This is a genomic window from Barnesiella sp. An55, assembly GCF_002161555.1.
Lineage (GTDB): Bacteria > Bacteroidota > Bacteroidia > Bacteroidales > Barnesiellaceae > Barnesiella > Barnesiella merdipullorum.
Genome location: NZ_NFHZ01000008.1, coordinates 34,756 through 59,212, shown reverse-complemented (window position 1 = coordinate 59,212; position 24,457 = coordinate 34,756). Strand labels below are relative to the sequence as shown.

Here is a 24,457-nt window from a genome sequence, read left to right as displayed (position 1 = left end):
TTTTATATCTCGACCCGGGCAAAGGGTGCCTTCTCGATACTGCAAAACTCTTTGTCCAGATACTTGTAATATCCTGTAATGGCCACCATGGCAGCATTGTCGGTAGTAAACGAGAAGGGCGGCAGATAGACCGTCCAGCCGTAGCGGCGGGCATACTCCTCAAAGGCGCCCCGCACGGCCGAATTGGCCGAGACGCCGCCGGCTACAGCCACGTGCTTGATACCCGTCTGTTTCACCGCTTTATAGAGCTTGTCCATGAGTATATCGACAATCGTGGCCTGCAACGAAGCACACAGGTCGCACTGGTTCTTGGCAATGAAATCGGGGTCTTCCTTCACGCGGTCGCGCAACAGGTAGAGGAACGAGGTCTTCAAACCGCTGAAGCTGTAATCGAGCCCGGGTATATGCGGTTTGTTCAAAGCAAAGGCCTTGGGATTTCCCTCCTTGGCCAGGCGATCGACTATCGGTCCGCCGGGATAGGGCAACCCCATCACCTTGGCACACTTGTCGAAGGCCTCGCCGGCTGCATCGTCGATAGTCTGCCCGATGACCGACATCTTGTTGTAGGCCTCTACCTTTATAATCTGTGAGTTCCCGCCCGAAACGAGCAGACACAGGAAGGGAAAAGGAGGCCGCGTATTGTCGTCGGGCGAACGCTTGATGAAATGAGCCATCACATGAGCCTGCAAGTGGTTGACTTCGACCAGCGGAATATTGAGGGCCGTCGTGAATCCCTTGGCAAACGAGGTACCCACCAACAGCGACCCCATGAGGCCCGGCCCCCGGGTGAAGGCTACGGCATTCAACTCTTCGGGTTTGACCCCGGCCCGTTTCAGGGCCTCAGAAACCACGGGAATGATATTTTGCTGATGAGCTCGCGAAGCCAGTTCGGGTACCACACCGCCATAGGCTTCGTGCACGGCCTGGCTGGCAATCACATTCGACAGCATCACCTCGTCGCGAATCACAGCTGCCGAGGTATCGTCGCACGACGATTCTATGCCTAAGATTGTTACACTCATATCGTATGGTTTATCTTTGATACTATAATAATGATCGCTCTTTCGAGGTCTGCAAAAATACATATTTATAGGCAAAAAGCGCTCGACTTTACATTTTTTTTCACAACTCGTCCCGAAAGAAAAGAGCCGATTCTGTCGAAACTTTCAAAAGGATACACTATTTTTGTATCGTTTTAAATATGAGGAAATTCTATTCGGTATTTCGGATCCTTGTCCATATCGTTATCATCTCGATCATAGCGATATACACGCTCTCCTATATCCTGCTGTCGATTCCCGGCGTACAGGACCGGGTGAGGCGTGTCGGTGTCAAAGAGCTCTCGACCCTGCTGGGCAGTCCCGTAGCCATCGACCGCATACAAATCTCGCCCTTCAACAAGCTCGAACTCTTCGGGGTCTATCTTCCCGACCAGAAGGGCGACACGCTGATGTATGCCAACAAGCTCTCGGCCGGTATTGCCCTCTCGGATCTCATATTCAACAAAGAGCTCATCTTCACCAACATCCAGTTGTTTGGTCTCAATGCCCACATCACACAGGCAACTCCCGACTCGGTCACCAACCTGCAATTTGTCATCGATGCCTTCAAAAGCAAATCGGGCCAACCCAAAGAAAAAATCAAGTTCAAGATAAACAACGCCATCATTCGCCGGGGCAAAATACGCTACGACCTGCTGTCGGCCCCCCCGGCCGAACCGGGGCGATTCGATCCACACCACATCGAGGTGCACAACCTCTTGTCGAAACTCTCGATCAAGTCGCTTACCGGCGACTCGATTAATGTGGCGGTCAGACGAATGGCCTTTGACGAACGCTCGGGCTTCTCACTCAACCGGCTGCAATTCAAGTTGGAAGGCAATCGCCAACAGGTATCGCTGAGTGATTTCAAGATACAACTGCCCGGTAGCCTCATCGACATAAAGCCCCTCACGGCTACCCTGCCCGACTCGCTCTCGGCCCGCCAGATTATCGACAAGACCCGCTTCTCGCTGCAAATACCTCTGGCCCGGATAGCCTTGAACGACATAGCTCCGTTCGTTCCTCTGCTCAACGGAATCGACACCTCGGTCAATCTGTCGGTACACCTGTCGGGTACCCCCAACAATTTCTATGTGCACACCTTCGACTTCGATTTCGGGCAAGGGAGCATCACGGCCCACAGTCAAATCGCCGTCAAACAGATAACCGATGCCACCAACCGAAGCATCGTGTGCGACCCCATCACGCTGAACGCCTCGGCCGAAGGAATGGACCACATTCTGCAAAAGATCCCCTCTCTCACCGACGAGCAACGCCACACCATTGCCCGGTTGGGGCACATACAGTTCAGCGGCAATATTGCCAACCAGCATCGCGACCTGACAGCCTGCGGTACCCTGACTACCGACCTGGGAACCATCCACTCCGACGTCACCGCCAAACAGAACGGGACTCCGGGTACGATACGCTATTCGGGCCTCATCGAGTCGCAAAAGTTCAACCTGAACGGACTCTTTGCCGAAGGTAACCCCTACGGCGAAATCATCTTCAAGGTCGAGCTCGACAGCCGCAAGAGTCGCAACCGGGCTCCCTCGGGTACACTTGCAGGCACCGTCAACTACTTCGAATACAAGGGCTACCCCTATGAAAACATCACCCTCAACGGCGAGTTCGGCGACAACCGCTACAACGGCATCGCCCAAATCGACGATCCCAACGGACGGGTACAAGTGGAAGGCCTCGCCGTGCTGAAACAGCAGGAGTCGGAGTTTGACCTCAACCTGCAGGCTCGCGACATCCGCGTGGCCGAGTTGCGACTGATGCCCAAGTACAAGGGGTCCAAACTGGATTTCAACGCTACGGCCCAATTCACCGGCAACGACCTCGACAATGCCGAGGGCTCGATATCGATCGACAGCCTGGTATTTACAAAGCCCGACGACGTGTTCACCATCGACCGGCTGAGCATCGAGGCTCACAACCGACAGACACCGCAAAGTATCGCCATCACCTCGGACTACATCAACGGCTGGGTCGAGGGCAACTACAAATTCTCGTCACTGCCTCAATCGCTGCAACGCCTCGTGACCGATGCCCTCCCTTCGCTTCTGCCCCAACCGGCCGAAACGAAACCGAGCTCGCACCGGGTCAAAGGCAAAAAGAGAAAAGAGGTCGCTCCAACGACACCCAACGACTTCCGATTCCGCTTCACCATCGAGCCCAATATGCACATGGCACAGGTGTTTGACCTGCCTATTACCCTTACCGACCGGGCCATTCTCGAAGGCGAAATGAACAGTACCCGCAGCACGGCTGTCGTTACCGGCGAGATACCCCATCTGTGGTATAAGAAGAGTCATATCGAAGACACCTATATCAGTGCCCGCAAAGACTCTGCCGACATGTACCTGTCGGTTGAAACCAATACCTATAACAAAAAGCAAATACGCACCACCTGGAGCCTGCGCAGCAAAGCCTGCAAAGACAACCTCGACCTGGTGCTCAACTGGAACAACGACACCAAATCGACCTTCTACGGCGAACTGAACACCTCGACCTCCTTCATGCGCACCCCCGACGAAGACAAGTTGCAGGTGCACACCCGCATCAATCCCTCGAAGCTCATCTTCAACGACACCATCTGGCAGATGAAACCGGCCGAACTTACCTTTACCGACAAACGCCTCGAGATACGCGACTTCGAAATATCGCATGCCCCGCAATACATACTCATCGACGGTGTTGCCTCGGCCCTGGAGGACGACGAGCTCGACATAAAGCTCAACGACGTAGATCTCGACTACATATTCGGCACACTCAACATCAGGCATGTATCGTTCGGCGGCAATGCCACCGGCAACCTGGTGGCCTCGCACCTCTTCACATCGGCCCCCCGACTCAGCACCGAGCAGTTCGATGTCAAGAACTTTGCCTATAACGGAGCTGTATTTGGCGACCTGCACCTCTTCAGCATGTGGGACAACGACAACCAGGGTATCCTCATGAAAGGTTTTGTCGAGACGCCCGAAGAGAAACAGACCTATATCGACGGCTATATCTTCCCCACCAAAGACTCGCTCGCCCTCTCGTTCGACCCCGACCGGCTGAACATTGCCTTCCTGAACCCCTTTGTCGAAACCGTCATGACCGACCTCTCGGGAGTGGCCAGCGGGCATATCGACTTCTACGGCCGGTTCAAGGCTCTGAATGTGACGGGCGATGCCTATGTCGAGAACTTCAACTTCGGCATCGGCTACCTCAACACACACTACACGCTCACCGACAGCATACACCTCTCGCCCACCCGCATCTGGTTCGACAACGTGACCGTCTATGACAAGCTGCGCCACACGGCCAAAGCGTCGGGATGGCTCGCGCATCACAACTTCAAAGACCTCACCTACGATATTGCCATCACCAATGCCCGCGACTTCCTCGCCTACGACATGACCGAGCGACAAAGTTCCACCTACTACGGCACAATCTATGGCTCCGGCTCGGCGCTCATCAAGGGCGAACCGGGTTATAACCGCATCGATGTAAACATGGCCACCGGCGATCAGTCGAAATTCACGTTTGTCCTCTCGGGCAGCGAGGCGGCCGGCGAATATGATTTCATCACCTTTACCAACTCGAGCCGCCCCGTGATCGTGGCCGAAGAGAGTCTCACCGACAGCATGGCTATCAAAAACAATGCCCGCATGCTCGAGGACGACAAGACTCAAGCCAACAGTGTCTTGTCGCTCAACCTCCAAATCGAGGCTACCAACCAGGCCAAGGTGAACCTGGTGATGGACAAATCGACCGGCGACATGATCAAGGCGACCGGCCGGGGAAGTATCTTACTGGAATACAACTCGGTGGACGACGACATGAAACTCTATGGCTCCTATGTGCTGGAGAAGGGAAGCTACAACTTCAGCCTGCAAGATATCATCACCCGCGACTTCTCCATCAAGGAGGGAAGCCGGGTCTCCTTCCACGGCGACCCCATGGCGACCAACCTCGACATATCGGCCATCTACTCGCTCACGGCCAACCTGCTCGACCTCGACGAGAACTTTGCCAACGACAAGGAGCTCACCCGCACTACCGTACCGGTACAGACCATCCTGAATGTGGCTGGCGACGTGCGCCGTCCCGACCTCTCGTTCGACATTGCCTTCCCCACCCTCACCCAGGATGTGGACCGCCGGGTGCGCAGCATCATCAGCACCAACGACATGATGAACCGCCAAATCATCTATCTGCTGGCCTTGAACCGGTTCTATACCCCCGACTTCATGAATATGGGACAGAGCCGAAACAACGAGCTGGTATCAGTGGCCTCATCGACTCTCTCGTCGCAACTGGGGAATATCCTGGGCCAATTGAGCGACAACTGGAACATCTCGCCTAACTTCCGCAGCGAAAAAGGCGACTTCTCCGACATGGAGGTCGATCTCGCTCTCTCGAGCCAGCTGCTCAACAACCGGCTCATCTTCAACGGCAATTTCGGGTATCGCGACAATACACTGAACAACAACACTTTTATCGGAGACTTCGATCTGGAGTACCTGCTCAACAAGAGCGGAACCATACGGCTGAAGGCCTACAACCACTACAACGACCAGAACTACTACATCAAATCGGCTCTCACCACCCAGGGCGTGGGTATCATGCTGCGCCACGATTTCAACCGCTGGAGCGACCTGTTCAAACGCAACACCCCTCCTGCCGAGGTTGCGCCCGATACTACCCGCCAGGCCACACCGGTTATTCCCGAGGCTCCGGCCGACTCGACCCGACACACCACACCGGCCACGCCCGCCCTGCCCACCGATTCGATTTCGGGCGGGAAGGCACAGCCGGCCTTGAAACCAAACGAGCCGGAAGAGGAATAACTCCTCGCCCGGCCCGATTACCTTTTATATATATTATTCTGTCAATTACAATTCGTCGCACTCGCGCAGCCACATGGCACTCGACGCATCGCTGGGCATACGCCAGTCGCCTCGCGGCGAGAGACTTACCGATCCCACCTTGGGCCCGTCGGGCAAGCAGGAGCGTTTGAACTGCTGGTTGAAGAAACGACGGCAAAAGACTTTCAGCCATTTCTTTATCGTCTCGTCGTCAAACTCTCCCGCAAAGGCATACCGCGCCAGGTAGTAGAGCTTGGCCGGCGAGAAACCGTAGCGGAGCATGTTGAACAGGAAAAAGTCGTGCAACGCATAGGGCCCCACCAAATCCTCGGTCTTCTGTTTTATCTCGCCGTTCTCGTCGGCCGGAATCAACTCGGGACTGATAGGCGTATTCACAATATCGAGCAACGTTTCGCGGGCCTCACCCGTCAACTCGTTCTCGGCTACCCAACGCACCAGATACTTGACCAGCGTCTTGGGAATACTCGTCGATACCCCATACATCGACATGTGGTCGCCGTTGTAGGTAGCCCAGCCCAATGCCAGTTCCGACAGGTCGCCGGTACCCACAACCAGTCCGCCCGTTTGGTTGGCGATATCCATCAATATCTGCGTGCGCTCCCGAGCCTGGGAGTTTTCGTAAGTGACATCCTGTACCGAGATATCGTGCCCGATATTCCTGAAATGGAGCTCACAGGCCTCGCGGATAGAAATCTCGCGCAACGTGATACCCAAGGCCTGCATCAGAGCCACGGCATTGCGATAGGTGCGCCCCGTCGTGCCGAATCCCGGCATGGTTACCCCGATAATCTTCTGTCGCGACTCTCCCAGCTTGTCGAACGCCTTGACCGCCACCAGCAACGCCAGGGTCGAATCCAGTCCACCCGAGATGCCTATCACTGCACTTTGAGCCCGTGTGTGAACAAGCCGCTTGGCCAACCCGGCAGCCTGAATCGAGAGAATCTCCTCGCAGCGGTCGTTCAGTGTGGCCGAATCGGCAGGGACAAAGGGGCGCGACGATACCCGACGGGTGAGGTGCAAAGGTACATCGGCCAGCACGAAAGGGATGTGTCGCACGGGGTGCTCCATCGAATCGGTGCCCTGTGCAAACGAGGTCTTGACCCTTCGCTCGGTGCGGAGCCGCTCCACATCGATTTCGCTCACCGCCAGGCGAGGTGCCTGGACAAATCGCTCGGTTTGAGCCAAGATAGAACCATTTTCCAACACGATACCGTTGCCGGCAAAAACCAGGTCGGTCGATGATTCGCCAAAACCAGCCGAAGCATAGACATAACCGGCCAGACAGCGTGCCGACTGCTGCCGCAACAGCGAGAGCAGGTAGTGGTGCTTGCCTATCAACTCGTTGGTGGCCGACAGGTTGAGAATGATATCGGCACCCTGCCGGGCCAGATGGCTGCTGGGTGGTATGGGCACCCACAGGTCTTCACACAGTTCAATACCCACCACGGCGCCGGCACTCTCGAAGAGAAGGTCGGTACCGAAAGGCACCCGGTTGCTGCACAGTTCGACACTCTCGCCCCGAACCGTAAGACCCGAAGCGAACCAGCGCTCCTCGTAAAACTCTTTATAATTGGGCAGATAGCTCTTGGGGACTACCCCCAGGATGCGTCCCTGCTGAAAAGCGACAGCGCAGTTGTAAAGACTGTTCTGCCAGGCCACGGGCATACCCACGACGCACAGTAACGCGCAATGGGCTGTGACCTCGAGCAAATGCGACAGGGCTTGCTGTGCCTGCTCGAGCAACAGGGTGTGGCCAAACAGATCGCCACAGGTGTAGGCCGTGACCGACATTTCGGGAAAGACGATTATCTGCACGCCCTGTTCCGAAGCCTCGGCTATCTGCTTCTCTATCTCGACGACATTATATTGGCAGTCGGCCACCTCCACACCGGGAACTGCCGCCGCCACTTTTACGAATCCAAAATTTTGTGCCATATTCATACGGTTAACCTCGACAAATGTAAAAAATTTACCTGGGATTATAACCATCGGCGGCCATATTCTCTACCCTTTTGTGCATGGGACCACAACCCACCCCTCTGTAATCGATACTACAACAAGGGGAGAGACGCCCCACAAACGTGTGGAGCCATCCCTCCCCTTTCGATGATATGAGAGTTTTTATGCGAAGCGCCGGCGGTGCGGATACAGAGAGGTTTGAGCTTCTCTATATCCCGATGGCAAACACCGCCGTAGCGCTTGGTTATTTCACAGAATTATCCGGTATCACGGGCACATAGAGGTAGCTATCGTACTTGCTACCTGTATAGATGCGATGACGCCCGGCATTGTGAGTAGCCGGCGAAACAACCACCTCAGCCGGGTCGGCACACTGGGTGGCGTTCCCCCCCACGGTTATCATCTCGACCGGCTGCCCCGGCATATAGGTGAACCCGTCGCGCGGAACCGAAATCGAAGCCGAACCGAAGGGAATGGCCGCCTTTTGGGGCTGATAGGCCCCCACGGTGAGTTGCAGTATTTCACCCTCGTCGAAGTAGAGCCCCATGGGCCATATCTCGATTTCGACAGGAACAATCTCGCCCGGCTTCAACTTCTGCTCGGTAGTAAAGGTGTAATACGGTTCCGACTCCGTCGAACGGGTCTCGTCCAACTGGCGCATCGACACCCGCAACAGTCCCGTGGCAGCAATAAGGTTGCCCGTGCGGTCGGGGAGCGGCTGGCCGTCGCGCGAGAGTTTCTCAACCCGCACGGCCAGGTCCATATCGTCATGATCGGGGGCCGATACCCACAGGTGCAGTTTCATGTAGCCGGTAATCTCGGTAGGCTGCTCCATGCGATAGCGGTAGGTCACCTCGTGACGGGCGCTGTCCGACTGATATTCACTCACGGCCTGGCCAGCAGGCAACGAGGTGAGCAGAGAGCTGTCGGCAGCAGACAGATAGAGTTTGCGATACTGGGTACGGGCCAGCGGGAAATCCTCCTCGGCTCGTCCCACAATGTCGGTACCACCGGGATTCAACACCGACAGGCGCACCCGCGGGGTCTGTTCCCAACCGTTGTCGATACCCTTCAGATAGTGATCGAAGAAGCGACGCAGATCCTCCACATTCTCGGGTGTGTAATAGTCGAACCACTCGCTGGTGTTGTGTACCCGCAACCACTTCTCTTTCGAGGCCATGCGGCGAAATCCGGCAAAGGAGCCGTGGGTATGCACCGAGTTGGTATAGCTGGCTACCACATAGGCCGGTATCTCGATATTCTCGACCCGGGCAGCCTTGTCTTCCCAATAAGCGCACATGAAAGGGTGCTCGACAATCATGCGGGGCTGATCTTCCAGCATACCGTGTGCCGAAGCAAAGGTCTCGGCAATCATCTCGGGGAACTCGGGCGCCGGTATTCCGCCCCGGGTACCCGACTCACGGTAGTGGTCGCAAAATCCCTCCCACGGAGCAATGGCAGCCAGATGCTCGGGACGCTCGGCCGCAATGAACCACTGCGACACGGTGAGCCACGAGTTGCCCGACATGCCCACCTTGCCGTTGCACCAGGGCTGCGAGGCAATCCACTCGATCACATCACAACCGTCGAGGGCATCCTCGTGTCCCCAGTAGAGCAAATTACCCTCCGACATATAGGCTCCCCGCTTGTCGGGATTGACAATGGCATAGCCATGTGCCACCCAGTAGGCCGGGTCGGGACCCTCGAACTTCTCCAGCCCCGAAGTGGCCGACAAGGGTACCCCCGAACGCATGGGCACATCGTCGAGCATCTGCCCGCCTATCTCCTTGCCATAAGGACTCCAGGCCAGAATGGCCGGGCATACCTCATTGCCTACGGGACGGAACACATCGGCATAGATAGTCACGCCGTCGCGCAACCGGATAGGCACATCGCGCTCGAGCAAAATATCGCACGGCAGCGGCATGGCCCCTTCGCGTCGCACACTGCCGGCCTTCAACACCAGCGTATCGGGGTTGAATCCCGGGTAACGCACCCGAGGTGCATCTACCGACAGAGCTTTACGAAGGGGAACTGTCATCTCTCGTCCCTGGACATCGTGCAGCGTAATCTCCCGACGGGCAGACACACCGCATTGTGTACACAAAGCTATCAGCGCCAAAGCGCCTGCATACATCCATTGGTTTGTCATATCGTTATCCTTTTTATCGGTTAAACATTCAGGTTTCTTGTGCTGCAAATTTCGGCAATCGCCCTCGGCTACGAGTGTTAAATCAAATGCCATTATTGGTTAAATACTGAACATTCCCTATCTTTACCCTGTCAAACCCGCTACAACCGGCAGATGAAAGAGAGGATTATAAGGCTTAGTGAACTCACAGAATACCACCAGGTAAAGGAGGTATATGGGAACAGTCTGGCCTGTTTCGAGATGAGCGACCGGTTGGTAAACATCGACACCATTCCTCCGGTCTTTGCCGACATCTTCTCGGTGATACTGATTCGGCAAGGCAAAGCTACATTCTCGCTCAACTACCGGGAACACACGGTGGGCCCCGGCGACATGCTGCTCTTCTGGCCCAGCTTGCTGGTTGCGCTCACCCGCCAAAGCCCCGATTTCACCGCCCTGCACCTGCTGTGCGAGCGCACCCTCTTCGAGCGCCTGCTGGCCACCAACCCGGCTTACCGGCAATACCCGCTCTTCTTCTGTCGAACCCAGTCGCCCATATTGCACCTGGCGCCCGAGCAAGCCAACGACCTGGCCAACGACCTGCAACAAATCGCCCGACACATTGCCCGGCATGGCTCCTACCAGGAGGAGATTCTGCACCATCTCCTACATGCGGTCTTGCTGCAAGTGCTCGAGATGATTGACCCGCGTGCCGACTCGACTAACGCTCCGGGCCACTCCGAACAGCTTTTCCAGCAGTTTATCGCCCTCCTCATCCAGCACTACAAGCGTGAACACTATATCGAGTTCTATGCTCGCCACCTGTCGATATCGCCCTCTTATCTCTCGCGCATAATCCGTAAGACCACCCACAAGACGGCAGCCTACTTCATCACCGGTCTGCTCTATGCCGAAGCCTGCCGACTGCTTCGCCACACCGACCTCCCCATACAGGCCATTGCCGACGAACTCAACTTCTCGGACCAATCGGCCTTTGGCAAATTTTTCAAAACCAACTCCGGCCTGTCACCCCTGCACTACCGGGCTCAAGAGGCAAAAGCCCGACAAGACAAATAGTCACCTGTTTTACAGCTGTTTATATATTAATCAAGAGGAGTAAAAACCGCTACTCTTGAACCTTTTACACTACTAAAAATTCGTCAATTTTAAACTATTTTATACGTTAAAAAAGAGTAAAAGTTACATTGACTTTTATGTTTTTCGTAAAAGTGTATTCTATATTTATCCCCCCAAAACAAAATATATAGAATAGTTAATCTAACAACTCGCTTTTTATGCAAAAAATATACGCCACACGAGGGGATATCTACTCCGTAAAAATCGAAGTATCGTCCCAAACACAGATTGCCCAATAAAAATCATCTATATTCTAAATTCTAACCGTATGGAAAGGCCTTGACGTCGGGCTCTTCCCTACCTTTAACTCACTTTTTATATGAAAAAATTATTATTACTCCTCCCCCTTTGGCTGCTGGCTACCAGCACTTTCGCGGCCGACGAGATGTTATCCAACCCGGGATTCGAAGACACCTCTACCAGCCCCTTCTTTGGGACTACTTTCGATGACTGGAGTGCCACAGGAATTACACTGGATATCGAAACCACCGACAAGGTCGAGGGTGAACAAGCTCTGAAAGTCACCAAAGCCTCACGAAACGAGAGCTATTTGAGCCAAGAGATTGCCGGCAATTTCGAGTCGGGAGCTACCTACCGCCTGCGTATCAAATACAAAGTACTGACCTCGCAAAGCGGCAGCGACGTCAAACTGAACTGTTACTGGGAGTCTCCCCGCGACGGCAAACTCGATCACGACAGCGACAAGCTGATAACCGACTTCTTCACCGCCAGCGACTGGACCGAGAAGGCGGTCGAGACCACCCTCCCCGAAGGGGCTACCCGCTTTTACTTCAACGTGATGGTGGCCAAGAATGCCTCTGTACTGTTCGACGATTTCAGTTTCCAGAAGGTCGAGGGAGCCACCCCTACCGAACCCACACTGAACGTGTCGCCCAACAGCTTTACCGAACTCTCGACCCGGCTCAACCAACCAATCGACTATCCTACCGTAACCATCCAGCAGGCCAACCTCTCCCAGCCGGTGACCATCAGCATCACGGGCAAAGACTCCCAATACTTCAGTGCCTCGGTACAATCGACAACCGAGCCCACACAAGAGGTGATCTTCACCTATAATCCCACAGTCATCGGTCGCCACACGGCTACAGTCTCCATCGAGAGTGCCGGCAACTACGAACTCACGCAGACCTTCCAACTGAAAGGCTATTGCATCGACCCCAACAACCCGCCCACAATCTCTCTCGAGCCCGCCACCATCCCGGCCTTTACTGCCAAAGTCAACGAAAGAAGCACAGCAAAGGCTACCCTCTCGAGCCAAAACTGCATCGACTATGTGAGAGCCTCGATCGAACACATCGAAGGAGCGGCCTTCAGCATATCGAGCACCCTGTTTGTCAAAAACATCTCCAACCCCATCACCTTCACCTTTGCCCCCAACCAGGCCGGGAATTACCATTCGAAGATTCACTTTACCACCCTCGAAGGGAAAGAACTCGTGGTAGATCTCAAGGGTACGGCTACCGCCGGTGATACCCCGGTAGAAGATCCGCTCACCCGAGATTTCAACTGGAACATGAGCAATCCCCGCGAACAACTGTTCGAAACCTTCGACAGTGCCGTCAAAAACGAGAATCTGCAACTCGAAGGCTGGCAAAACGTAGTCCGCAAAGGAGAGCGTCCCTGGTGGGGATACGAGCTCGATGGTGAGAAGATGGCCAAAGCCTCGGGATATGTATATCAAGAACAGAGCAACGACAGCGTAGAGATGTGGATTGTTACACCTCCCTTGAGCTACAACACGGCCGGGAAAACCTTTACCTTCCGCGTCATGGGCGAGAACATGTTCGAGAACTGCCCCACCAAGCTCGAGCTCTACTACATCGATACCATTCCCGGGAGCCCGATATTCTTCCAGTCCCTGGAAGCCGGCATACCGGCTACCCCCGACCAAAACGGCGAATGGAACGAAATACACGTAAATCTGGAGGGACAGAACATCAACGATGTATTCTTCATGGCTTTCAAATACACCGGACTTTGGGGTAATGAAAATGCCGTGACCTATTATATCGACGACATCGGTTGGGGTCGTACCGACCTGCCCGAGGTATCCAGCGACTCGACCCACGTATCGATGGTTGCCGCACAAAGTAAAGACCAGGTGAGCGGAAAGATTACCGTGACCGGCAAGAATCTGACCGAACCGATAAAACTGTCGCTTGGCGGAGCCAATCCCAGCAAATTCAAACTCTCGACCACATCGCTCCCTGCTGCCGGTGGCTCGTTCACCGTGTCGTTCAACAGCACCAATCTGGGAGTTCACGAAGCCTATGTGAAACTTGCCTCTCGCGGTGCCGCCGACAAATACATTCCCCTGTCGGTTCTCGTGAAATCGCAATCGGGAATCAACACGGCCAACAGTCAGGCGGTATCGATAGCCCAACAGGGAACGGTTGTCAGCATCATGGCCGACGGACTGCAACAGGTATCGCTATACACCACATCGGGAATACAAATGGGACAATATGCTGCCGAAAACGGTCTGGTGCAAATCTCTCACCTCGCCCGTGGAATCTATATCCTGCAAGCCACAACTGCCACAGGCAACTCAACCCATAAGGTGATTGTTCGCTAAATTAGCTATGCCAGCGTGACTTTCCTACCCAAAGTCACAAACGATCGCCATACATGCCCGGGACCAAGGGATTTCACCCTTGCCCGGGCATGTATCTTTTAAATAAGGTAATTCACCCATACCACTCCCAACACTGGCTCACACAAAGAATATCGCCACTGTATCGAGAGCTATCGAAAGGTAAGTATTTGTTTTCGTGCAGGATAAAAAAAGGCATGATTTTTTTTTGCAAAAATTCTTGCCCAAGGTATTGCGTAGAAATAAAAATTGGCCTATCTTTGCCGTCGCAAAACCAAACTGGTGCGGTAGTTCAGCTGGTTAGAATACATGCCTGTCACGCATGGGGTCGCGGGTTCGAGTCCCGTCCGCACCGCCAGTAAAGCGAGGATAACTCCTTTATGAAAAACAAACATGGTGCCTGTAGCTCAGTTGGTTAGAGCATCGGATTGTGGTTCCGAGGGTCGTGGGTTCGAGTCCCATCTAGCACCCCACAGAAATCGGCAAGGACATAAAGTTCTTGCCGATTTTTGTTTTTCCCCATACTGCAATACAACCTCCCAATTCATGCATCGCTGCGACATGGTATCCAAGAACACCCAACAAAGTTACCGGCAAAAGAAATGCCAGAGCAGCAAAAGACGCACTACTGGATCCCGCATCAAGTGCGGGATGATACCCCGGCACTCTATATTGAGCCACGCATTAGGTACGAAGTGACACAAGCACTCCTCCACATCACAAGGAGATACAAACAAAAAAAGAGATTCAATTTGCATTGAACCTCTTTTCGAGCCACGACCGGGACTCGAACCCGGGACCTTTTCGTTACGAATGAAATGCTCTACCGACTGAGCTATTGTGGCGATTGCGGTGCAAAGGTAATACTTTTGATAAAACGCGCCAACTCTTTCCCTTATTTTTTTATTGCTTCGGCCTATTTTTTTATTCGCGACAATCATCCCCACTCTACAAAAAAAAGAAAGCGGGGTAAAAAATTACCCCGCTTTATCCTGTGTTATCGTTGGCCTGTCGAAGTATTATTTCACCTTCTGGCGGCTGTATGTCAACTGCAATTTAATATTATCCATATCAATTTCGGCAAACGAAGGTGCTGCAATATAGGGCACGATATCGGTAACCACCTCTTGCTCGTTATAGGAATAGTAGTAATAACTGCTACCTGCCGATACCGTCTCGCTATACACCGATACGGGCACAAGCACAATCTCTTCATCGGCATCGGTTATCTCGATACCCTGACGTTTCTTCTCAATGACATCGTTCAGGAAAGTGCGTAACCCTGTAAAGCTATAGGTGCGTGTATCGCTGTTGTACTCGGCATAAAACGACCTCACGTTATCGGCCAACTCTTTTTTCTCAAAGAATGACTGAAGCTCGCTTTTGCGTACAAAGAGCAGGAATTGCGGCGGCTGCAGGTTATACTTGTTCGAAACCAGTTCTTTCAACGGCACCGTAAGGATGAGCGAGTTGATAAGCCCCTGGACAGTCAAGCCCTCGGCTCCCACCGACTCCTCGAAACTTCTCACGATTTCGCGTGTAGGGAAGTGCAACAAGACATTCAGTCCCGCCGGAGCTATCAAATAGACCTTACCGGCAGCAATATTACTCTGTACCGAAGGATCGATTTCGAATTTTATGTGGTTGCCGGTTGTTATTTCGGGGGTCACTGCCATGAGAGTTTGCATGGCGGCATAAGTAGAATCTTTATCGTTGACGACTGTGGTTTTGGTATAATGCAGATTTATCACCGAGTTCTGCACATTCACTACGCAACCGCTTCCATAGGAGGTCTTCACATAGAGGCCCGGGAAGTATTGGGTAAACCGGCTGGGCGAAGAGAAGACGAGCGGATCGGTCTTGTATTTCTGGAAGAGTTGTTCGGCCATCGCATCGGGCAACTTCGCCCGTATGGTTTTATACCCCAACTTCACCAACGAATCGGGCAACCCCAGAAACGAGGCGTTGTAGCTCTTCAAGGCGATAGGTTCGCTCTGAGCGTTGTAATAGTCGGCCGGATTTATACTGCTATACACAGGCGATTTGAGTTGCTGCTCAAGCGGATAGACACTCAACTGCATGGGAGCCAACGAGTCGCCCGTAAACGAATCGGCATTATAGTTCAGGTAGAGCACCAGCGAGTCGAGTCTATCGACACCTGTGGTATCGAACGTCGATGCCGGCATGAACTGGGTGAGAAAATCGGTCTCCAGTTTTCCATATCCGGGAATCGAAATGCGACCGATCAACTGGGTTATCGTGCGACCTACGACACTATCGTTGGGTATAGACTCGGCGGTTATCATGCGTTGAAAGGAAGAGTCCACCACGATTTCAAGATCCGTATCGACTATCGACGAGCCTATCAGGCTGTTTTCGTCGCCACACGAAGAGATGCCTAAAGCCAAAAGGAAAGCTATCGGCAAAAATTTCAAAACTTTCATTTCCTATTTAGTAACTGATGTTATTCGTTCCCTACAATTTTACCATAAAAGTCGTTATAGGCTTCAATATAATTTTCGGGGTCCTGATATTCCAAGAATGGGACATTCAGCTGCTTGACGTAATCGGTAATTTGAGAGTTGATATTTTGACTTCCCTGTATCACACCATCGCAATACTGCACAGCCAGCTTGTTGAGCGTGACGGGATCGACCTCATCGCCCACAGCAAAGGGAAGGTCGCTGTCTTGAATACCCTCGAGTTTCAGTTTCTCGGCAAATCGCGGGTCGAACGGAGTTTTAAAATCGTTGTCATACAGCGAGTAAATCACCTTGGCATCTCTGAACGAAGGATCCTCGGCATAACTCTTCTTGATATAGAGAGGAGCCAACGCCGTAATCCAGCCATGACAGTGGATAATGTCGGGCGTCCACCGCAGTTTTTTTACCGTCTCCATCACACCGCGCACAAAGAATATGCTGCGTTCGTCGTTATCGGGACGCATGGCCTCCTCGGCTACCCCATCGGCACTACGCTGAAAATAGTCGTCGTTATCGATAAAATAGACTTGCATCCGAGCCGATTGAATCGAAGCAACCTTGATGATAAGCGGATGGTCGGTATCGTCGATAATCAAATTCATACCCGACAGCCGAATGACTTCGTGCAATTGGTTACGACGCTCGTTAATAGAGCCATACTTGGGCATAAACGTGCGTATTTCATGCCCCTTATCCTGGATGCCCTGCGGCAAATAGCGACAGATGTGAGCAATCTCCGACTCCGGTAAATACGGGGTAATCTCTTGGGCGATAAATAGAACTTTGGCTTCTTTCATTCTACTCTTTAAACTCGATTAGTTTTGCAAAGATATAAAAAAAAACGGCTGAATCCTCGAATTATTAGAAGTATTAACAACAAAAAATCGCCAGACTTCTCATATTTTCCCCTCAATGCGAAATATTTGAGGTTACAATCCAGAAAAAAGCAGGCTTTATTTCGTCAATTGGGTTTTATTTGTTTCTTTTGCACGATTTTTTAACCAAAGTTCAATTATGAAAGTATTCACAACAATCGCCGAATTGCGCCAACAGCTCGATTCGGACAGGAATGCCGGTAAAACGATAGGACTTGTACCGACAATGGGAGCCTTGCACAACGGACATTTGCAACTGGTAAAGACCAGTGTCGCCAACAACGACGTAACGGTGGTGAGTATATTTGTCAACCCTACCCAATTCAACGATAAAAACGACTTGCGGCTCTACCCCCGCACCCTCGACAAGGACTGCGCCCTGCTCGAGTCGGTCAACTGCAGCTATGCCTTTGCCCCCTCGGTCGAAGAGATGTATCCGACCGAAGATACCCGGATATTCAATCTGGGTCCGGTAGCCGAGGTGATGGAGGGGAAATATCGCCCGGGACACTTTAACGGAGTGGCTCAAATCGTGAGCAAACTCTTCGACATCGTGCGCCCCGACAATGCCTACTTCGGTGAAAAAGATTTCCAGCAGATCGCCGTCATCCGGGCCATGGCTGCCCAACTGGGCTACACGTTCAATATCGTGGCCGTACCCATCGTGCGCGAGCCCGACGGCCTTGCCCTGAGCAGCCGCAACACCCGACTCACCGAATCGCAACGAAGAAATGCGCCCAAAATAGCCGAGACTTTGTTTAAAAGTCGTACCTTTGCAGCCGATCATTCGGTGAAAGAGACTATCGATGAAGTGGTCGCCACGCTCAACGCTATCCCCGAAATGCGCGTAGAATACTACGAGATTGTCGATGGAAACACGTTGCAACCTGTTGCCAACTGGAACGACTCGGACTATATCGTGGGCTGCATCACGGTGTATGACGGTGAGGTGAGACTGATCGACAACATCGCTTATCGACGTCCCGAAAAATAACACAATAAAACCATGTTTATAGAGGTTGTAAAATCAAAAATTCACAGAGTTACCGTCACTCAAGCCGATTTGAATTACATCGGCAGCATCACCATCGACGAAGATCTGATGGACGCGGCAAATATTATCGCCAATGAGAAAGTATCGATCGTGAACAACAACAATGGCGAACGATTTGAAACCTATGTCATCAAGGGCGAACGAGGGTCGGGTGTGGTATGCCTCAACGGTGCCGCAGCCCGCAAGGTACAACCCGGCGATATCGTCATTATCATGGCCTATGCCTTGATGACTCCCGAGGAGGCTCGCAACTTTACCCCGGCTGTTGTCTTCCCCGACACCGCGACCAACAAACTGATATAACCGAACTCACTATTTGAGAATGCCTGCCCGAATTGTCGAGTGGGCATTTTCGCTATATAACTGAACCTTTCCATCCAACCCAACCAGATGTACAGTCGTAAAGATATTTGGGGCATCGCACTGCCCATTCTCGTCAGCCTCTTTGTACAGAACCTCATCAACATCACCGACACCGCCTTCATGGGCCGCGTGGGGCAGGTGGAGCTGGGAGCCTCGGCCCTGGCCGGCGTGCTCTACCTGGCCTTCTATATGGTCACTTTCGGCTTCAGCACGGGGGCTCAGATACTCATGGCCAGGCGAAACGGCGAGGGAAAATATCGCGCTTTGGGGCCGATCATGAACCAGGGTACCCTATTTCTGGTACTCTTCTCGATACTACTCGTACTGGCTTCACTGGTATGGACCCCGCAGCTACTCAAACTGCTCATCTCGTCACCGGCCGTATGCCAGGCCGGCGAAGATTACATGGAGTACCGCATCTTCGGTCTGCTGTTCACCTCGATAGGGGTCATGTTCCGCGCCTTCTTCGTGGCGATAACCCGCACCCGCGTGCTCATGGTCAATGCCATCATCATGACCGTGGCCAACGTGGTATTCAACTACATCTTCGTATTCGGCAACTTTGGCGCCCCGCAAATGGGTATCGCCGGCGCCGCATTGGGCTCGGTCCTGGCCGAAGCCTCGGCAGCTCTGCACTTCATACTCTATACCCTCTTCTGCATCGACCGGGAGCGATACCAGCTCTCCCGATTCGGATTCCAAGGGCTCGGCCTCATCCGCGAGATACTCAACGTGTCGGTGTGGAGCATGATACTCTACTTCCTCACCATAGGCACCTGGTTTCTCTTCTTTGTAGCCGTGGAACATTTGGGAGAGTTGCCCCTGGCCATCTCGAACATCATACGCAGCACCTCTACCCTGTTGTTCATGCCCGTCAATGCCTTTGGTGCCACCGCCTGCACCCTCGTGAGCAATGCCATGGGGGCTCACCGAGCCGACGATGTGATACCCATCGTGCGACGCATCATCAAGATGTGCTACGCTATTGTGCTGCCGCTCATTATCCTGCTGTGCCTGTTTCCACAATGGATTCTGCTCATCTACACCAACGACAGCGCACTCATTGCCAACTGCACGGCTTCGGTCTATGTCATGTCGGCCTACTACCTGCTAGCTCTGCCGGGTAACCTCCTGTTCCAGTCGGTATCGGGCACGGGCGACACCCGAATGGCCTTCCTCATCGAGATGGTCACTATTGTCTTCTACACTTTGGCCATCTATGTAATCATCGTGCGGCAACGCGTGGATATCTCGCTCTGCTGGACCGTCGAGTATATCTATTGGGGGTTCAAACTGCTGCTCTCGATACTCTTCTTCAAAAAGGCAAACTGGAGAAACAAGAAGATATAACCCTCAAATGGCGAGCCTCGACAAAGAGTTGAAGCGCACCTATATATACATTATTTATAATATTTATTCTTTGGTTTTTATTCGCATATTCCGCCGATTTTGAGTAATTTTGCACCGATTTATCCATCAGTATAAATAATTTTGTTCTAAAAACTATGTTTGAAAACCTTAGTGAAAGACTGGAACGGTCTTTTAAAATATTGAAAGGTGAAGGCAAAATCACCGAAATCAACGTGGCCGAGACACTGAAAGATGTGCGCCGTGCCCTGCTCGATGCCGATGTCAACTACAAAGTCGCCAAGCAATTTACCGACACGGTAAAGGCCAAGGCCTTGGGACAGAATGTGCTCACCGCCGTGAAGCCGGGACAGTTGATGGTGAAGATCGTGCACGACGAACTGGCTACCCTGATGGGAGGCCAGACGGCCGACATCAACCTGTCGCAAAACCCGTCGATCATCCTCATGTCGGGTTTGCAAGGTTCGGGTAAAACCACCTTCTCGGCCAAGTTGGCCAAGATGTTGAAATCGAAAAAGGCCAAACGTCCGCTGCTCGTAGCCTGCGACGTGTATCGTCCCGCCGCCATCGAACAGTTGAAGGTGCTGGGCGAGCAAATCGAGGTACCGGTCTATACCGAACCCGACAGCAAGGATGCCGTAAGCATCGCCGCCAACGCCGTGAAATATGCCAAGGAGAACCACCTCGATCTGGTCATCGTCGATACCGCCGGCCGGTTGGCCATCGACGAGCAGATGATGAACGAAATCGAGGCTATCAAAAAGAAGATAAACCCCACCGAGATTCTGTTTGTAGTCGATGCCATGACCGGTCAGGATGCTGTCAACACGGCCAAGGAGTTCAACGACCGGCTCGACTTCAATGGCGTGGTACTCACCAAACTCGATGGTGATACCCGCGGTGGTGCCGCCCTCTCCATCCGCACGGTGGTCGATAAGCCCATCAAGTTTATCGGTACCGGCGAGAAACTCGAGGCCATCGACTACTTCCACCCCGCCCGTATGGCCGACCGTATTCTGGGTATGGGCGATATCGTTTCGCTCGTCGAGCGGGCCCAAGAGCAATACGACGAAGAGGAGGCCAAACGCCTGCAAAAGAAGATTGCCAAGAACCAGTTCGACTTCAACGACTTCCTCAGTCAGATACAACAAATCAAGAAGATGGGTAACCTCAAAGACCTGGCCTCGATGATTCCGGGTGTGGGCAAAGCCATCAAAGACATGGATATTGACGACAATGCCTTCAAGAGCATCGAAGCCATCATCTACTCGATGACTCCCAAGGAGCGAACCAACCCCGAACTGCTCAACGGCAGCCGCCGACAACGCATCGCCGCCGGTAGCGGCACCTCGATACAAGAGGTCAACCGACTCGTCAAGCAGTTTGACCAGACGCGCAAGATGATGCGCATGGTCACACAAAACAAGGGCGCCATGATGAAAGGACTCAAACGCAGATAAAAAGACACAACATTATCAACCATGAAACTGCCGGATATACTCTCCAAACCCAACGACCGATTGACTCGAGGCAAATAGAGAGTGTGTCCGGCAGTTTTTATATAAACCCATAACGCATATGCAATTAATCGACGGAAAAGCGGTGGCCGACCGCATCAAACAAGAAATTGCCCAAGAGGTAGCCGACATCTGCAATGCCGGCGGCAAACGCCCCCACCTGGCAGCCGTCCTGGTAGGACACGACGGCGGTAGTGAAACCTATGTAGCCCACAAGGTAAAAGCCTGCGAACAGTGCGGGTTCAAATCGACCTTGATTCGCTACGAAAACGATGTGACCGAAGAGGAGCTGTTGCGCAAGGTCGATGAGCTGAACAACGACCCCGATATCGACGGATTCATCGTACAGCTGCCCCTGCCCAAGCACATCTCGGAGCAGAAGGTCATCGAGGCCATCGACTATCGCAAGGATGTCGATGGATTCCACCCCGTAAACGTGGGACGCATGTCGATAGGTCTGCCCTGCTTCGTATCGGCCACGCCGGCCGGTATCATGGAGCTGCTGGCCCGCTACGAAATCGAGACCAAGGGGAAACACTGCGTGGTACTGGGCCGCAGCAACATCGTGGGCAAGCCCGTAGCTACCCTCATGATGCAGAAAGCCTACCCCGGCAACGCTACCGTAACGGTGTGCCACAGCGCTACCCCCAACATCAAGGAGATATGCCGCACAGCCGATATCATCATTGCCGCCCTGGGCTCACCCGAATTTGTAACCGCCGACATGGTGAAAGAGGGCGCCGTAATCATCGACGTGGGAACGACCCGCGTACCCGATGCCTCGAAGAAATCGGGATTCAAACTCACCGGCGACGTGAAGTTCAGCGAGGTTGCTCCCCTCTGCTCCTATATTACCCCCGTGCCCGGCGGCGTAGGTCCCATGACCATCGTCTCGCTCATGCGCAACACCCTGCTGGCCGGCAAGAAAGCCATCTATAAATAAAAAGCCGATTGGCGATGATAGGGCTCGTCACCTTTTTAGCACCGCTTTTGTTAGGGCAAACTCCGGTAGCCCCCGCTACCGAAGTTTCCCTGCTTTTTGCGGGCGATGCCATGCAGCACCAGGCCCAGATAGCCTCGGCCCGTAACGGCGAAGGCTACGACTATACCGACTGCTTCGAAGTGATTGCCCCCGAGATTGCCGAGGCCGATTATGCCGTGGTCAATCTCGAAGCCCCTGCAGGCGGAGCTCCCTATACGGGCTACCCCTGTTTTTCGGCTCCCGATGCTTTTCCCGCAGCACTGCAACGGGCCGGGTTCGACCTCTTCCTCACCGCCAACAACCACTGCCTCGACCGCTACTCGCGCGGAGCCCTGCGCACCCTGCATCTGCTCGACACTCTGGGTGTCGAACACGCGGGCACCTACGACTCCAACCGTTCGCTCGAGCGCTTCCACCCCTTGATGACCCAGGTGGGCGGCATCCGCATCGCCTTCCTCAACTATACCTACGGGACCAACGGATTCGCCCCCTCCCCACCCCTCATCGTCAACTACATCGAGCGGAAACGCATCCAACGCGACATACGCCGGGCCAAAGCTCTCCAGGCCGAACTGATTGTAGCCTGTCTGCACTGGGGCGACGAGTACCAACTACTCCCCAACGCCCGGCAAAAAGAGTTGGCCGATATGCTGGTTGCCGAGGGTGTACAACTGGTTATCGGTTCGCATCCGCACGTTATTCAACCCATGGAGGTGCGATACGACGCAGCGGGCAACCCACAGGCTCTGGTCGTCTATTCGCTGGGTAATTTCATCTCCAACATGAAAACGCGCGACACCGTGGGTGGCGCTTTGGTCAAGGTCAACGTAGCCCGCAACTCGATGAATCGGGTCGTTCTACAATCGGCCCAATATACGCTGGTCTATACCCGCCGACCCGTCACGGCTCGCGACCCGTTTGTAGTCGTCCCAGCCGAACAAGAGGTACAGGACCATCCGCAACGTCCACACCTGAAAGGTTTCCTGCAAAAGGCCCGTGAGATTTTTTCGCGGCACAACAAGGGGGTAACCGAGTACTTTATCAAGAGCAGCAATTGAGGAGATACTGCGGCGCTGCGACATTCAGGAAAAGGGGAAGAGAAAAAATTCAGTTCGATTTACTACAGCCGTCGATATACCCGATAATCGCCTCCCTGTCGTCGGGCGAGAACCAATGCATATCGGGATCTTTCTTGTACCAGGTCACCTGTTTCTTGGAATAGACCCGGGTATTTCGTTTAATCTTTTCGATGGCCTGGTCGAGGGTCATCACTCCATCGAAATAGGCAAACAGCTCCTTGTACCCCACGGTATTGAGCGAGTTGAGGTGTCGCTGGGGATAGACCCGACGGGCCTCGTCGAGCAGCCCCTCGGCCATCATCTGCTCGGTGCGTCGGGCAATACGCTCGAAAAGCTCCTCGCGGGGACGTATCAGCCCTATCTTCACGATGCGGAAAGGGCGAGTCTTCACCTGCCGGGTGCGCAGGTCGCTATACCGTCCCCCGGTCTGGCGACAGATCTCGATGGCATGAATCACCCGCTTGTGGTTCTTCAAATCGACCTCGCCGTAATAGACCGGATCGAGCTCGCGCAACTCTTCGCACAAGGCTTCGAGCCCCACCCGATGATAGTGCTCCAGCACCTCACGACGCACCTCGTCGCTGATGGTAGGGATATCGTCGATACCCTTGCACACGGCATCGATATACATCATGGAGCCCCCGGTAAGCAGCACATAGTCGTGCGTCTGAAACAGGGTATCGAGCAGGCGCAGCACCTCCTCCTCGTAGCACGAGGCACTGTAATAGTCGGTCAAGGCCAACTGCCCCACAAAGTAGTGTTTGACCCGAGCCAACTGCTCGGCCGTGGGGGCAGCCGTACCGATGGGGATGTCGCGATAGAACTGACGACTGTCGGCCGACACAATGGGGCAACCGTAGTGCTCGGCCAGTTGTAGGCTGAGTTCGGTCTTTCCCACCCCGGTGGGACCAGTAAGGACAAGGAGGGTTCCTGACATGGATTGCTGCTTTAGGATAAAAAAGCCCGACGAAA

15 protein-coding genes and 3 tRNA genes are annotated in these 24,457 nt (G+C 53.5%); 11 read left to right on the top strand and 7 right to left on the bottom strand.

Features of this window, described 5'->3' with window-relative positions:
* Positions 1 to 2: 2 nt before the first annotated feature.
* The gene (tsaD, locus tag B5G10_RS06455) at positions 3 to 1,022 is read right to left on the bottom strand and encodes a tRNA (adenosine(37)-N6)-threonylcarbamoyltransferase complex transferase subunit TsaD (protein WP_087423975.1); all 1,020 of its coding nucleotides are present in this window, start codon (positions 1,020 to 1,022) and stop codon (positions 3 to 5) included.
* 179 nt (positions 1,023 to 1,201) lie between these two features.
* On the opposite strand from tsaD, the gene B5G10_RS06450 reads away from it, so the two are divergent.
* On the top strand, positions 1,202 to 5,884 hold the full coding sequence (locus B5G10_RS06450; RefSeq protein ID WP_087423915.1) for a translocation/assembly module TamB domain-containing protein: 4,683 nt from the start codon (positions 1,202 to 1,204) through the stop codon (positions 5,882 to 5,884).
* Between the two features lie 45 nt (positions 5,885 to 5,929).
* On the opposite strand, the gene B5G10_RS06445 is transcribed toward B5G10_RS06450, so the two are convergent.
* Together B5G10_RS06445 and B5G10_RS06440 are read right to left on the bottom strand one after the other, a co-directional pair.
* On the bottom strand, positions 5,930 to 7,858 hold the full coding sequence (locus tag B5G10_RS06445; protein WP_087423974.1) for an NAD(+) synthase: 1,929 nt from the start codon (positions 7,856 to 7,858) through the stop codon (positions 5,930 to 5,932).
* A gap of 268 nt (positions 7,859 to 8,126) precedes the next feature.
* Entirely contained in the window at positions 8,127 to 10,034 is a 1,908-nt protein-coding gene (locus tag B5G10_RS06440; RefSeq protein WP_158098790.1) for a CocE/NonD family hydrolase, read from the bottom strand.
* 153 nt (positions 10,035 to 10,187) lie between these two features.
* On the opposite strand from B5G10_RS06440, the gene B5G10_RS06435 reads away from it, so the two are divergent.
* From B5G10_RS06435 to B5G10_RS06420, 4 genes are all read left to right on the top strand, one after another.
* Positions 10,188 to 11,090, top strand: a complete 903-nt coding sequence (locus B5G10_RS06435) for an AraC family transcriptional regulator (protein WP_087423913.1) — start codon at positions 10,188 to 10,190, stop codon at positions 11,088 to 11,090.
* Positions 11,091 to 11,469: 379 nt separating this feature from the next.
* Complete coding sequence (locus tag B5G10_RS06430; protein ID WP_087423912.1) at positions 11,470 to 13,746, top strand: choice-of-anchor J domain-containing protein; 2,277 nt, start codon at positions 11,470 to 11,472, stop codon at positions 13,744 to 13,746.
* Positions 13,747 to 14,045: 299 nt separating this feature from the next.
* Positions 14,046 to 14,122, top strand: a tRNA-Asp gene (locus tag B5G10_RS06425).
* Between the two features lie 38 nt (positions 14,123 to 14,160).
* A tRNA-His gene (locus B5G10_RS06420) sits at positions 14,161 to 14,237 on the top strand.
* 299 nt (positions 14,238 to 14,536) lie between these two features.
* Here B5G10_RS06420 and B5G10_RS06415 read toward each other — a convergent pair.
* The 3 genes from B5G10_RS06415 to B5G10_RS06405 all read right to left on the bottom strand — a co-directional run bounded on the left by B5G10_RS06415 (position 14,537) and on the right by B5G10_RS06405 (position 17,044).
* Positions 14,537 to 14,609 (bottom strand) — tRNA-Thr (locus B5G10_RS06415).
* 174 nt (positions 14,610 to 14,783) lie between these two features.
* Positions 14,784 to 16,208 carry a DUF4270 domain-containing protein gene (locus B5G10_RS06410; protein ID WP_087423911.1) on the bottom strand — a complete coding sequence of 475 codons (1,425 nt, stop codon included), beginning with the start codon at positions 16,206 to 16,208 and terminating at the stop codon, positions 14,784 to 14,786.
* Positions 16,209 to 16,228: 20 nt separating this feature from the next.
* Entirely contained in the window at positions 16,229 to 17,044 is an 816-nt protein-coding gene (locus tag B5G10_RS06405; protein WP_087423910.1) for a glycogen/starch synthase, read from the bottom strand.
* Positions 17,045 to 17,261: 217 nt separating this feature from the next.
* Between B5G10_RS06405 and panC the strand changes: the two genes are divergently transcribed.
* From panC to B5G10_RS06375, 6 genes are all read left to right on the top strand, one after another.
* The gene (panC, locus tag B5G10_RS06400; protein ID WP_087423909.1) at positions 17,262 to 18,116 is read left to right on the top strand and encodes a pantoate--beta-alanine ligase; all 855 of its coding nucleotides are present in this window, start codon (positions 17,262 to 17,264) and stop codon (positions 18,114 to 18,116) included.
* Between the two features lie 12 nt (positions 18,117 to 18,128).
* The gene (panD, locus tag B5G10_RS06395; RefSeq protein ID WP_087423908.1) at positions 18,129 to 18,479 is read left to right on the top strand and encodes an aspartate 1-decarboxylase; all 351 of its coding nucleotides are present in this window, start codon (positions 18,129 to 18,131) and stop codon (positions 18,477 to 18,479) included.
* Positions 18,480 to 18,566: 87 nt separating this feature from the next.
* Complete coding sequence (locus B5G10_RS06390) at positions 18,567 to 19,889, top strand: MATE family efflux transporter (protein ID WP_087423907.1); 1,323 nt, start codon at positions 18,567 to 18,569, stop codon at positions 19,887 to 19,889.
* 155 nt (positions 19,890 to 20,044) lie between these two features.
* Positions 20,045 to 21,367: a signal recognition particle protein gene (gene ffh / locus B5G10_RS06385; protein WP_087423906.1), complete on the top strand. Its 1,323-nt coding sequence runs from the start codon at positions 20,045 to 20,047 to the stop codon at positions 21,365 to 21,367.
* Between the two features lie 118 nt (positions 21,368 to 21,485).
* Positions 21,486 to 22,367 carry a bifunctional methylenetetrahydrofolate dehydrogenase/methenyltetrahydrofolate cyclohydrolase FolD gene (folD, locus tag B5G10_RS06380; protein ID WP_087423905.1) on the top strand — a complete coding sequence of 294 codons (882 nt, stop codon included), beginning with the start codon at positions 21,486 to 21,488 and terminating at the stop codon, positions 22,365 to 22,367.
* Positions 22,368 to 22,381: 14 nt separating this feature from the next.
* Positions 22,382 to 23,464, top strand: coding sequence for a CapA family protein (locus B5G10_RS06375; protein WP_087423904.1), 1,083 nt, complete (start codon positions 22,382 to 22,384; stop codon positions 23,462 to 23,464).
* A 49-nt stretch (positions 23,465 to 23,513) separates the two neighbouring features.
* Here the strand turns inward: B5G10_RS06375 and miaA are convergent, their stop codons facing one another.
* Positions 23,514 to 24,422, bottom strand: coding sequence for a tRNA (adenosine(37)-N6)-dimethylallyltransferase MiaA (gene miaA, locus B5G10_RS06370; RefSeq protein ID WP_087423973.1), 909 nt, complete (start codon positions 24,420 to 24,422; stop codon positions 23,514 to 23,516).
* Between the last annotated feature and the right edge of the window lie 35 nt (positions 24,423 to 24,457).